Source organism: Saccharopolyspora aridisoli (assembly GCF_004348445.1).
Taxonomy (GTDB): Bacteria; Actinomycetota; Actinomycetes; order Mycobacteriales; family Pseudonocardiaceae; genus Saccharopolyspora; species Saccharopolyspora aridisoli.
In genome coordinates this window covers 64,456-76,559 of the sequence record NZ_SMKV01000016.1, presented here as the reverse complement: position 1 = coordinate 76,559, position 12,104 = coordinate 64,456, and the positions used below count along the sequence as shown (strand labels likewise).

At 69.8% G+C, this 12,104-nt stretch carries 11 protein-coding genes; 6 read left to right on the top strand and 5 right to left on the bottom strand.

Annotation, left to right across the window (positions count from 1 at the left end):
• Positions 1 to 9: 9 nt before the first annotated feature.
• Genes E1161_RS15105 through E1161_RS15095 form a run of 3 tightly spaced genes read left to right on the top strand, consistent with a single transcriptional unit; the run spans position 10 to position 3,795 of the window.
• Positions 10 to 2,004 (top strand): acetyl/propionyl/methylcrotonyl-CoA carboxylase subunit alpha, encoded by a 1,995-nt coding sequence (locus tag E1161_RS15105; RefSeq protein WP_132623839.1) that lies wholly within the window; start codon positions 10 to 12, stop codon positions 2,002 to 2,004.
• A complete protein-coding gene (locus tag E1161_RS15100; RefSeq protein WP_132623837.1) occupies positions 2,001 to 3,161 on the top strand; it encodes an acyl-CoA dehydrogenase family protein in 1,161 nt (386 codons plus the stop codon). The genes E1161_RS15105 and E1161_RS15100 overlap by 4 nt, the downstream gene beginning before the upstream one ends.
• A gap of 25 nt (positions 3,162 to 3,186) precedes the next feature.
• Positions 3,187 to 3,795, top strand: coding sequence for a TetR/AcrR family transcriptional regulator (locus E1161_RS15095; RefSeq protein ID WP_207920254.1), 609 nt, complete (start codon positions 3,187 to 3,189; stop codon positions 3,793 to 3,795).
• A gap of 70 nt (positions 3,796 to 3,865) precedes the next feature.
• Here the strand turns inward: E1161_RS15095 and E1161_RS15090 are convergent, their stop codons facing one another.
• Positions 3,866 to 4,324: a L,D-transpeptidase gene (locus E1161_RS15090; protein WP_132623833.1), complete on the bottom strand. Its 459-nt coding sequence runs from the start codon at positions 4,322 to 4,324 to the stop codon at positions 3,866 to 3,868.
• Positions 4,325 to 4,484: 160 nt separating this feature from the next.
• The gene (locus tag E1161_RS15085; protein WP_132623831.1) at positions 4,485 to 5,519 is read right to left on the bottom strand and encodes a C40 family peptidase; all 1,035 of its coding nucleotides are present in this window, start codon (positions 5,517 to 5,519) and stop codon (positions 4,485 to 4,487) included.
• Positions 5,520 to 5,986: 467 nt separating this feature from the next.
• On the opposite strand from E1161_RS15085, the gene E1161_RS15080 reads away from it, so the two are divergent.
• Positions 5,987 to 6,982, top strand: a complete 996-nt coding sequence (locus tag E1161_RS15080) for a chitinase (RefSeq protein WP_132623829.1) — start codon at positions 5,987 to 5,989, stop codon at positions 6,980 to 6,982.
• A gap of 17 nt (positions 6,983 to 6,999) precedes the next feature.
• Positions 7,000 to 7,959 (top strand): chitinase, encoded by a 960-nt coding sequence (locus E1161_RS15075; protein ID WP_132623827.1) that lies wholly within the window; start codon positions 7,000 to 7,002, stop codon positions 7,957 to 7,959.
• Positions 7,960 to 8,008: 49 nt separating this feature from the next.
• Here E1161_RS15075 and E1161_RS15070 read toward each other — a convergent pair whose 3' ends face one another.
• Entirely contained in the window at positions 8,009 to 9,115 is a 1,107-nt protein-coding gene (locus E1161_RS15070) for a serine hydrolase domain-containing protein (RefSeq protein ID WP_132623825.1), read from the bottom strand.
• Positions 9,112 to 10,428 (bottom strand): flavin-containing monooxygenase, encoded by a 1,317-nt coding sequence (locus E1161_RS15065; RefSeq protein WP_132623823.1) that lies wholly within the window; start codon positions 10,426 to 10,428, stop codon positions 9,112 to 9,114. The genes E1161_RS15070 and E1161_RS15065 overlap by 4 nt, the downstream gene beginning before the upstream one ends.
• Before the next feature lie 92 nt (positions 10,429 to 10,520).
• Between E1161_RS15065 and E1161_RS15060 the strand changes: the two genes are divergently transcribed.
• Entirely contained in the window at positions 10,521 to 11,156 is a 636-nt protein-coding gene (locus tag E1161_RS15060; protein WP_235875043.1) for a TetR/AcrR family transcriptional regulator, read from the top strand.
• Positions 11,157 to 11,350: 194 nt separating this feature from the next.
• Here the strand turns inward: E1161_RS15060 and E1161_RS15055 are convergent, their stop codons facing one another.
• The gene (locus E1161_RS15055; protein WP_132623821.1) at positions 11,351 to 12,067 is read right to left on the bottom strand and encodes a hypothetical protein; all 717 of its coding nucleotides are present in this window, start codon (positions 12,065 to 12,067) and stop codon (positions 11,351 to 11,353) included.
• Between the last annotated feature and the right edge of the window lie 37 nt (positions 12,068 to 12,104).

The following is a 12,104-nucleotide window of genomic DNA, read 5'->3' as shown; positions in this document are numbered from 1 at the left end:
TCCTCAGCGATGATCACCCATGTTCTGGTCGCCAACCGCGGTGAGATCGCCCGGCGGGTCTTCGCCACCGCCCGCCGCATGGGCCTGTCGACCACGGCGGTCTTCTCCGACAGCGACGCGTCCGCGCCGCACGTCGCCGAGGCCGACGTGGCGGTCCGGCTGCCCGGCGACACCCCGGGCGAGACGTACCTGCGGGCCGAGCGGCTCGTGCAGGCCGCGAGGTCCACGGGTGCCGACACCGTGCACCCCGGGTACGGGTTCCTCTCGGAGAACGCCGCGTTCGCGCAGGCGGTTTCCGACGCAGGGCTGCGCTGGGTGGGGCCGCCGGTGCAGGCCATCGAGTCGATGGGCTCCAAGGTCGAGGCCAAGGAGCTGATGGCCGACGCCGGGGTCCCGGTGCTGGCCGAGCTCGATCCCGAGTCCGTCACCGAGTCCGAACTCCCGATCCTGGTCAAGGCCTCGGCCGGGGGCGGTGGTCGCGGCATGCGGGTGGTGCGGACGCTCGCCGAGCTGCCGGAGCAGCTCGACGCCGCGCGCCGCGAAGCCGAGTCGGCGTTCGGCGACCCGACCGTGTTCTGCGAGCGCTACCTGGAGGCCGGGCGGCACATCGAGGTGCAGGTCCTCGCCGACGCGCACGGCACGGTGTGGGCGCTCGGCGAGCGCGAGTGCTCGATCCAGCGCAGGCACCAGAAGGTCGTCGAAGAGGCGCCCTCTCCGCTGGTCGAGCGCATCGGTCCGCGGCTGCGGGAGCGGCTGTTCGAGTCAGCGCGACTGGCGGCCTCGGCGATCGGCTACGAGGGCGCGGGAACCGTGGAGTTCCTGGCCGACGAGCAGGGCGAGTTCTTCTTCCTGGAGATGAACACGCGCCTGCAGGTGGAGCACCCGGTCACCGAGAACACCACCGGAGTCGACCTGGTTCGGCTCCAGCTGCAGATCGCCGACGGGCACGAGCTTCCCGCCGAACCCCCCACATCCCGCGGTCATTCGATCGAGGTCCGGCTCTACGCCGAAGACCCCGCGCACGACTGGCGCCCGCAGAGCGGAACGCTGCAGCGCATCGAGTTCGGCGACACCGCAGCGGAGTTCTCCGCCCTGAGCTCTCCAGGGGTCAGGCTGGACTCCGGTTTCGCCAGCGGTGACGCGGTGGGCATCCACTACGACCCGATGCTGGCCAAGGTCATCTCCTTCGGTGAGAGCCGGGAGGAGGCCGCACGGCTGCTGGCCGCGAGCCTGACGCGGGCCGAGATCCACGACCTGATCACCAACCGGGACCTGCTCGTGCGAATCCTGCGCCACCCGGCGTTCCTGGCCGGTGACACGGACACGGCGTTCTTCGACCGCCACGGCCTGGCCGCCCTGTCCCGGCCGCTGGCCTCCGACGACGCCGCCGACCTCGCCGCGGTCGCCGCCGCGATGTCCTCGGCCGCCGAGAACCGGCTCACCGCACGCGCCAACGCCGGGATCCCGTCCGGGTGGCGGAACCTGCCGTCGGTGCCGCAGACCAAGACCTACACCTGCGGGGACCGCGAGATCGAGGTGTCCTACTCCGCCAAGCGAACCGGCCTCGAGATCGCGAACCACCCGGGGCTCGCACTGGTGGACGCGACCCCGAACCGCGTCGTGCTCGACGTTCCCGGCGAGCACGGCCCGGTCCGCCGGAGCTTCGACATCACCCGCTACGACGACCGCGTCCACGTCGACTCCCCGCTCGGGCCGGTCGCGCTGGTGCGCGTGCCGCGCTTCACCGACCCCGCCGACCTGGTCACCGAGGGGTCGCTGCTGGCCCCGATGCCCGGCAAGGTCATCCGTCTCGCCGCCGCCACCGGGGACCGCGTCACCGCAGGCCAGCCGATCCTGTGGCTGGAGGCGATGAAGATGGAGCACACCGTCGCAGCCCCTGCCGACGGTCTGCTCAGCGAGCTCGACGTGGTCGCGGGACAACAGGTCGAGGTGGGAACCGTGCTCGCCGTGGTCGACGCTCCGGACACCGAGGAGAACGCATGAGCTTCATCGAGACCGACGAGCGGAAGGAACTGCGCGCCTCCGTCGCCAAGCTCGCCCAGCGCTACAACCACGTCGACTACGTCTTGCCCAAGGCGCGCCTGCGCGAACCGCTCACGGAGCTGTGGTCCGAGGCGGGCAGGCTCGGGTTCCTCGGCGTGAACATCCCCGAGGAGTACGGCGGTGGCGGTGCCGGGATCTACGAACTCGCGCTGGTGCAGGAAGAACTCGCCGCCCAGGGCGCCGGGCTGCTGCTCGTCGTGGTCTCCCCCGCGATCTGCGGGACGATCATCACCCAGTACGGCACGCCCGAGCAGAAGCAGCGCTGGCTGCCCGGCCTCGCCGACGCCACCACGACGATGGTCTTCGCCATCACCGAACCGGACGCGGGCTCGAACTCGCACCACATCACCACCACCGCGCGCCGCGACGGCGCCGACTGGATCTTGCAGGGCCAGAAGGTGTTCATCTCCGGCGTCGACCAGGCCGACGCGGTGCTGGTCGTCGCGCGCACCGAGGACTCCCGCTCCGGCAAGCTCAAACCCGCGCTGTTCGTAGTGCCCACCGACACGCCGAATCTCGTGGCGCAGCCGATGGAGATGGACATCATCACCCCGGACCGGCAGTTCACGCTGTTCCTCGACGACGTGCGGCTGCCCGCCGACGCGTTGGTCGGCGAGGAGGACGCGGCGCTGATGCAGCTGTTCTCCGGTCTCAACCCGGAACGGATCCTCGGTGCCGCCCTGGCCACCGGCATGGGCCGCTACGCGCTGACCAGGGCCGTGGAGTACGCGAACCAGCGGCAGGTCTGGAAGACCCCGATCGGCGCGCACCAGGGCATCGCCCACCCGCTGGCGCAGCACAAGATCGAGGTGGAGCTGGCCAAGGTGATGATGCAGAAGGCCGCCACGCTCTACGACGCGGGTGTGGACGTGGAGGCCGCCGAGGCGGCGAACATGGCCAAGTACGCGGCCGCCGAAGCCAGCATCGCCGCCCTGGACCGCGCCATCCAGACGCACGGCGGTTCCGGTCTGACGGCCGAGCACGGCCTGGCGGCGATGCTCGGCGCCGCCCGCATCGCGCGGGTCGCGCCGGTCAGCCGTGAAATGATCCTCAACTACGTGGCCCAGCACAGCCTGGGACTGCCGAAGTCGTACTGAGCCGGATCCGCAGCACCGATGGGGGATGAGGGGAATGTCGTCGCGCGAGCCGAAGCAGGACCGCAGCCGGGCGACGCGGCAACGCCTGCTGGAAGCGACCATCGACTGCCTGGCCGACCAGGGCTGGGAGGCCACGACGGTCACCGCCGCGGCACAGCGCGCGGGTGTGTCGCGCGGTGCGGCGCAGCACCACTTCCCAGCTCGCGAGGACCTCATCACCGCGGCCCTGGAGTACATGTTCGACGCGCGGATGGCCGAGATCCGGGAGGAGAGCACCCACCTGCCCGAAGGGCCCGGCCGCACCGAATTCGTGGTCTCCAGGGTCGTCGACCACTACACCGGCGAGCTGTTCAAGGCCGCCCTCCAGGTCTGGACGGCGGCGGCCGCGGACCCGTCCCTGCGGGAGCGGATCGTGCCGCTGGAAGCGAAGTTCGGCCGCACGGTGCACCAGACGGCGATCGAGCTGCTCGGTGCGGACGACACCGACCCGACCACCCGACGGCTCGTCCAGGCCACCCTCGACCTCGCCCGCGGGCTCGGCCTCGCCGACGTCCTCACCGACGACTCCGCGCGCCGCGAGAACATCGTCACCCAGTGGGCGGCGACGCTGCACGCCGCGCTCCCCCAGTCCTGAAGGCGACGAAGGGCCCGTGACTCCCGCACGTGGTGCGCGAAGGTCGCGGGCCCTCCCAAGGGTTCTCCGCTCACGGGACGACCTGGACCTCGTCGCCGACCTGGAGCTTGTCGAAGAAGACCGCGGAGGACTTCTTCGACAGGTGGATGCAGCCCGCGGAACGCTCGGTGAGGCTGCCCTGGTGGAACGCGACGCCGGTGTTGGTGAAGAACACCGAGTTCGGCATCGGTGCGTCGAATTCCTCGCTGTGGTGGTCCTCGTCCTTCCACGTCACGTGGAAGACGCCGGCCGGGGTGGGGCTCTCCGGACGGCCGCCGAGCGCCGAGGCTTCGCCGTAGTAGACCTCGCCGGCGCGGATCAACCACGCGCGGTTCCGCGAAAGGCTCACGCACGCATGCGCGCTCGCCGTGCACGGCGTGCCCGCAACGAGCTCGGGCGCCGAGGCCTGTTCGGCCACCGCGCTGCCCGCGCCGAACGGCAGCACGGTGGCCGCAGCGGTCACCGACACCATCGCGATCCTGCTCAACATGGGTTCTCCCAACGTCCTCCGCCTCGCCCGAACCTCGGTTCACGCGAGGACGGAACCAGGAATCTGGCTTCCAGTGATCAAGCCAGCACAGACTGTAGCGGAACCGATTTCGGTGCGGTCGGGAAACGGCGGAACACCACCCGCTGCGCGCAATCAGCCGTCAGCCGGCGACGCGACGCACCGAGTGGACCTCACCCATGTACTCGACCTCTTCGACGGAGACCGACTGACCCTCGGTCGGCGCGTGCACCATCTTGCCGTTGCCGATGTAGATGCCGTCGTGGCTGGCCGAGCTGTAGAAGAAGATGATGTCGCCGGGCTTCATCTCCGACTGCGACACCGAACGTCCCACCGACACCTGCGAGCGCGTCGACCCAGGCAGGTCGACACCGGCCTGCTTGTAGGCCCACTGCACCAGACCCGAGCAGTCGAACTGCGAGGGCCCCTTGGCGCCGTAGACGTACGGGGAGCCCTGCTTGTCCAGCGCCGCGTTGACCGCCTCGATCGCCGCGCCGGAACCGGCGAGCTGACCGACGGCGCTCTGCACGCCCGACAGCAGGTCCTTGTCCTTCTCGCTGAGCTCGTTGTACTGGTCCTTGACCTTGGCGACCTGGGAGTCCATCTCCTTCTTGCGGCCGGCGATGTCGCCCTCCAGCCGCGCGGCGTCGGACTCCGCCTTGGCGGCACCGGCGCGCGCGTCCCACGCCTGGCGGCGGGCGTTCTCCGCGCGGTGCGTGGCATCGGCGTAGGCGTGCACGGACTCGGAGTTGTGCTGCGCCATCAGGTCGAGCGTGGAGGCCCGGTCCAGGAACGCGTCCGGGGTTTCGCTGCCGAGGACCGCGGCGATCGAGTTCATCTGCGAACCCTTGTAGGAGGCCTTGCTCAGCCGGTCGACCTGGCCGCGCAGCTTCTCCTCCTGCACGCGGGCCTCGCCGGCGACCCGGTCAGCCTGCTGGGCCTCGGCGTTGAACCGGCCGAGGTCGTGGCGCTTGGCCGCGTGATCGTCCTGCGCCTTCTTGTAGTCCTCGGTGATCACCTCGGCTTGCCGGGACAGCTCGCGCAGCTTCTGCGCTGCCTGCGACGCCTCGCCCGACTCGGGCTCGGCGGTGGCCGGGGTGCTGCCGAGCATCACGGTGGAGAGCGCGGCAGCCGCCACCAACGCGGTGCGCCTGGGAGTTGGGTTGGCGTTCGACATGGGGAGCCGATCACTCCTTCGAGTGGGTACTGCGGCAATGGGCGGTCACCCTAGATCCCACCGGCCGGACCTGCCGGAACCGGGCGAAACACCTTCAACCCGGTCGTGCGCAGGAAGAACGGTTGAAGTGGCATGCGTTCGTCCACGTGCTGAGGACCGCTGGCAGATCGTGATCCTTCGCACCGCCGGAATCCGCTAACGCCGGGCACCCCCGCAACGACGTCGCGCGGCGTCCGGCGGAACCCGCTGGGGCACGGGGACGCTGCGGATGACGCGCGCGGGCCAGAGGCGTTGCGCAGTCCCGCCAAAGTGGTCTGAACCCGTTGACCGCGTGGCGTGGTGCACATAGCTTCTGCCGCGCCGGTAGCGGAGATCTCCGCAGTGCGAATCCGGGGCCGAGCGCGCCGCGCTTCCGGATCGATCCACGACCCGCCCGACCGACCGGGTCGCCGTGAGGGGAGAACCCTGTGACGAGGAAACCGATCCGATGGGCGGCGCTGGCCGCCGGCCTGCTGGTGCTGCCGATCGCCGGAACCATGACGGCGCAGGCCGCCCCCGGTGAGCTCAAGGCCGCGCCGTACTACATGCCGCTGGACAACGAACCGCAGGACATCGCCGAGGCGATCCAGGCCAGCGGGCAGGAGGACTACATCTTCGCCTTCGCCCTGGCCCCTTCCACCGACTCCTGCACTCCCACATGGGACGGCAAGGTCGGCCAGGAGGTCGCCACCGACACCGCCGTGAAGGCCCGAGCGGACGCGGTGCGCGCTGCCGGCGGCGACATCTCGGTGTCCTTCGGCGGCTACAACGGCATCGAGCTGGCCGCCGCCTGCGCCGACGCCACTGCTCTGGCGGACGCTTACCAGCAGGTCATCGACAAGTACCAGCTGACGCACATCGACCTCGACATCGAGGGCGACGACCTCGGCGACGTGCCCAACGAGACCAAGCGCTTCGAAGCCATCAAGCTGCTCGAGGAGAGCAACCCCGACCTTCACGTCACGCTGACGCTGCCGATGACCACCGTCGGCCTCAACGAAGCGGGCAAGGCCGAGATCAAGCGCGCCAAGGACATGGGCGCCGAGATCGACCTGTTCAAGATCATGGACTTCGACTACGGCGGCCCCGGGCAGGACATGGCCAACAGCGCCATCTCGGTCGCCGAGGCGTTCCACGAGCAGTTGCGCGAGCTGCACCCCGAGTTCGACGACGCCGCGGCCTACGCGCGCACCGGCGTGATCCTCATGAACGGTCACACCGACCAGCCGTCCGAGCTGTTCACCCCGGACACCTTCCGCGCGCTGCTGGACTACGCCGAGCAGAAGCAGATCGGCCGCCTCTCCTACTGGGCGCTCAACCGCGACCGCGTCTGCACCCAGCCCGGCGGATGGGCCGACGGCAAGTGCAGCAGCGTCGAGCAGCAGCCCTACGAATTCACCAAGATCATCGCCGAGTTCCAGTGAGCCCCCGGAGTAGCACCATGCGAATCCCCCGAAAGCTCGTCACCGCCCTGGTCGCGAGCTCGATGCTCCCGCTGGCCGCGGGTTCCGCCCTCGCCCAGGAAGCGCCCGCCGAGATCAAGTCCGCTCCCTACATCGACGTGATGCAGGAGGAGCCCACCCTGGCGGAGGTCGCCAAGGCCACCGGACAGCAGCACTTCACGCTCGCCTTCGTGCTCGGCAGCGCCGCCGGGTGCACCCCGATGTGGGGTGGCGAGCGGGCCGTCGACGACCCGGCCATCAAGGGCCAGATCGACGAACTGCGAGCCATGGGCGGCGACGTCATCGTCGCCACCGGCGGCGCCATGGGCCCGTACCTGGAAAGCGTGTGCGGCACCGCGGACGAGCTGCTGGGCGCCTACGAGGCGATCCTCGACGCGACCGGCGCCAACCACCTCGACGTCGACGTCGAGGCGACCATCCCGCACGACGTCGTCAACGAGGCGCTGGCCAAGCTCCAGGCGGAGCGCGGCACCAAGGTCAGCTACACGCTGCGCGTCCAGGCCGATGAGACCGGCCTCGACCCCTACTCGCTGCAGGTGCTGCAGAGCGCAGCCGCGTACGGGGTCGACGTGCTGGTCAACCCGATGACGATGGAGTTCGGTTCCAGCAAGCCGTGGGGCGACGCGGTGATCGCGGCCGCCGAGAGCACCCTGCGCCAGATGAAGGGAATCTGGCCGAACCTCAGCGACGCCGACCTCAAGGCCCGCCTGGGCGTGACTCCGATGATCGGCCGCAACTTCAACGGCAACACCTTCACCCAGGACCACGCGCGCCAGCTGCTGGACTGGGCCAACGCCAACGGGATCGGCTTGCTGTCGTTCTGGTCCGCGGGCCGCGACAACGGCGACTGCCCGGGTGGCGCGGTTTCGCCGACGTGCAGCAGCATCGAGCAGCAGCCCTTCGAGTTCACCACCATCTTCAAGGGATTCGGAGCCTGATGCACCGCGACGCCGGTGGCCCGGAAGGGTCGCCGGCGTCGTCGTGTCCTCACGCCGACAGGCACTCGTAGGTGGTGCGCACGTAGTCGCGGGTCTTGGTCGCGCCGACGAGCTCGGCGGACATCTTGTTCATCGCGTAGGCCATGGTCATCCGCCGGTCGAGGTCGTTGATCACCACAGCTCCGCCGTGCCCGACCCACCAGCAGATCCGCCCGGTCGGCGTGGGCATCAGCTCCGGGATCGGCAGCGCGTAGCCCATGCCGAACGGGATGTGGATGCCGAGAACGCGGTCGCGCGCATCGGATTGGACCTCGAAGATCCGCTCGACCACCTCCGGCGAGAGGTAGCGCCGGCCGTCGAGGGCACCGCCGTGGGAGATCACCAACTGCAACCGCGCGATCGAACGGGCGTTGCCCTGGCCGTTGAACCCGCCGAGTTCGGCGGCCAGGAACTCCCGCGCGGTCGTCACCCGCATCGACAGCAGCGGGTTGGCCAGCGCCCGCGCACCGAGTTCACCGAGCTCGGGCACGCCCGGCGGTGACTTGAGGACCGCGACCCGGCCGTCCACCGATTCCGGTGCGCCGAGCCAGAAATCCGCGCCGAGCGGCTCGGCGTAGTCGGTGCGCAGCACGGTTCCCAGGGATCGCCCGGTGGCGCGCTGCACGAGCTCGCCGAGCAGGTGGCCGTGGGTGATCGCCTGGTAGCCCGAGCCCTGCCCCGGCTCGAACCACGGCTGCTGCGCTGCCAGCAGCGCCGCGGCCCGGCGCGTGTCGTAGAGGTCGTCCACGGTCATCGTCGCGTCCCAGCCCGGAAGTCCGCTGGTGTGCCCGAGGAGGTGCCTGACCAGAACCTGCGACTTGCCTTCGGCGGCGAACTCCGGCCAGTGGTCGGCCACCGGGGCGTCGAGGTCGATCTCACCGGAATCGGCGAGGCCGAGCACGACGAGGGCGAGCATCGTCTTGGTCACCGAGAAGGTGTTGACCAGCGTGTCCCGCTCCCAGGGCACGCCCTCGCGGGCTTCGCCGCCCCAGATGTCGACGACCGTCTCGCCGTCCTGGACGACGCAGATCGACGCGCCGCGCTCCTCGCCCTCGGCCAGTCGGCGTTCCAGCAGTTCCTGCAGCGGCGCGAAACGGGAGGCGCAGTGACCGTTCATCGGTGGGCTCGCTTCCTGCCTGCGGCGATCTCGCGGTGCAGATCGCGCACGTATCGGGCGAAGTCGAGTTGGATGGTATGCCTCGGAGCGTCGTAGTACTGCCGAAGGTGCTTGCGCTCGTCGCACGCCATGATGCGGTCCATCTCCGCCGCGCCGGGCAGCCGGTACTCGCCGGTGAGGTGCGCGGCGATGAGCTTGCTCTGCTGCTCGGCGAGGTTGACGATCGTCGGCGACGCCTGCGCGAGGCCGGCGAAGTACAGGTTGTCGATGCCCGGCTTGAAAATCCGCTTGAACAGCGGGAACCGGTGCTCGGCATCGGGTTGCAGCTCCGGGTCGTCGAAGAACGGGAAGCTCATGGTGTAACCGGTGGCGAACACGATCACGTCGGCCTCGATCCGCGCGCCGTCCGCGCACTCGACGGCCGAGCCGGCCAGCCGCTCGATCGCGGGAACGCAGGTCAGGTCACCGGAACCGGCCTTGGCCAGGAAGTCGATGCTCACCGACGGGTGCGCGGACAGCGGCTCGTGGTCCGGCTCGGGCAGGCCGTAGTCCTGCATCGCGCCGACGTTGCTCTTGATGGCCTTGCGCGCCAGCCGCAGTGCCAGCGGTTTCGGCATCCACGGCGGCATCATCAGCTTGTCCGCAGGCTTGCCGCCCCGGTACTTGGGCAGCACCCATACCCCGCGACGAGCCGAAACCCAGACGTGCTCGGCGATCGAGCGGTGCGATAGCTCAGCCGCGATGTCCAGCGCGGAATTGCCCATGCCCACCACCACGATCCGCTTGCCGCGCATGTCCACCGGCGAGAACGGGCTGCGGTAGGAGTGGCTGTGCAGGGTCGTTCCGTCGAACTCGCCCGGGTACTGCGGGACTCGCGGGTTCCAGTGGTGACCGTTGGCGACCACCAGCGCGTCGTACTCGCGCGTCTCGCCGCTGCTCAGCCGGACTTCCCAGCTCCCGCCAGGTTTTCTCCGAGCGGCGTCGACCCGGGTGTTGAAGGTGATGGTCTCGCGCAGGCCGAAGTGCTCGACGTAGTCCCGGAAGTAGCGGTGGATCAGCGTGTGGTGCGGGAAGTCCGGCCACGCACCGGCAGTTGGGAAGTCCTCGAACTGCAAACGGGTGGTCGAGGTGTCGATGTGCAGCGATTCGTAGCAGGCGGAACGCCCGTTGGGGTTGTCGAAGTACCAGTTCCCGCCGATGTCGTCGGACTCTTCGAAGCAGTCGTAGCGGATTCCGGCGTCGTGGAGCCGCTTGGCCGTGGTGAAGCCGGAACAACCGGCGCCGATGATGCAGACCACCGGATCGGAACCCATCGGCAACCTCCTCGTCGCGATGCGATCGGCGATCGACTCTGCCATTTCGCTGACGTGGTGTCCAGTGAATGGGCAGCTGTATGGTCGGGCCCGTGACCGACACCGAACGCCTGACGCTGCGGCAGCAGCAGAAGCAGCGGACCCGTGCCGCGCTGCTGGAGGCAGCCCGCCGACTGTTCGTCGAGCGCGGCTACGCGGCGGTCACGGTCGACGACGTCACCTCCGAGGTCGGGTGCAGTCGAGCGACCTTCTACCTGCACTTCGACGGCAAACCCGACGTCCTGCGGCGGATCGGCGCCGAAACGACGCAACAGCGCGCGGTCTCGGTCTACGCCGACCTGGACGCGGTGCTGGCCAGCGGTTCGCGGGACCGGTTCACCGACTGGCTGCGCCACGCCCTCCACTGGTTCGAGGCGAACCGCGACATCCTGCCGGTGTGGGACGAGGCGGTGGCCCTGGAGCCCTCCTTCCGGCCGATCGCGACGGCAGCGGTCGCCGAGCTGCCCGCCGCGATGCCGCGATACCTGCAGCGGTGGGGCCCCTCTCGCGGCGACGAGGCGCGCTTGCGGGTCGGGCTGCTGGTGACGCAGCTGGAGCGCTTCTTCACACGCTGGGCCGTTCAGGGCACGTTGGACACCACCGACACCGACCCCGCGGAAACGCTGACCGACATCTGGTACCCGGCACTGCTGCCACCCGAGGAGCGTTGCTCGGCAGAGCAAGGCTGAAGCCGGAGTCGCTCCCAACTCGTTCCACCTGCGTGACCCCGATCACCCGGTCTCCCGGGTCGCCCGCCGTGCCGGTGGACCACACGGCGCCGCACCGGCTGTCCCCATGGGGCAGCGGGTTCCGGCCGAGGAACCCATTCCGGCGGAGCCGTGGGAGTGCTGACCTCGGCCCTGAGGTCACGACCGGCTCGTGGTCACTTCGCTGCGGCGATCGGCTGCGGCTTCGCGGGCTCCTCGTCGTCGACCTTGTCCTCACCTCGACGGCGCAAGAACTGGAACCCGGGGATGCCCGCGATCGCCCGGCGGACGTCGTAGGTGACTTCCAGGAGTTCGTGGATCTCGGGACCGACTCGGTCGAGGGTCCGCAGAATCGGCAGGATGTCGGTGAGGATGTGCTCGGTGAGCTGCGGCAGCTCGTCGACCAGGCGGATCGCCGCGTCGACCTCGGCGTCGGAGAACTCCTCGACGAACCTGTCCACCAGCGGCGCGGCCTTCTTGGCCGTGGGCGCGTAGAGCGAGAGGAGCTCATCGGCGTTCGCCGAGGTGCGCTGGGCCTCGGCGACGGTCTTGGCCGCGTCGTCGCAGACCCCGTTGGCCCTGCCCACGACCGACTCCGCCATGGTCGAGACCTGACCGGCGGCGGCCACGATGGGAGCGGCCGCGACGGCGACCGCACGGGCGTCCTGGATCGTCTCCTCTGCGTCGTCAACGGTGCCGCCGGCTCGTTGGACCAGGTCTTCCACCTGGTCCAGCACCGTGGAGATGCGGCCGACCAGCTTCTCGGTCTCACCGAGAAGACCCAGCACGCGGACCGGAGCGGTGGCAGCGGCCGTGGCCGTTTCAGCTGCCCAGCCCACCGTGGACTTCGCCAGGCCGAGGACGTCAGAGGGCGTCGGTACGCGGAACACCATGGGCCCCACTGTGCACACCGGTGAGGATCGACGCCAC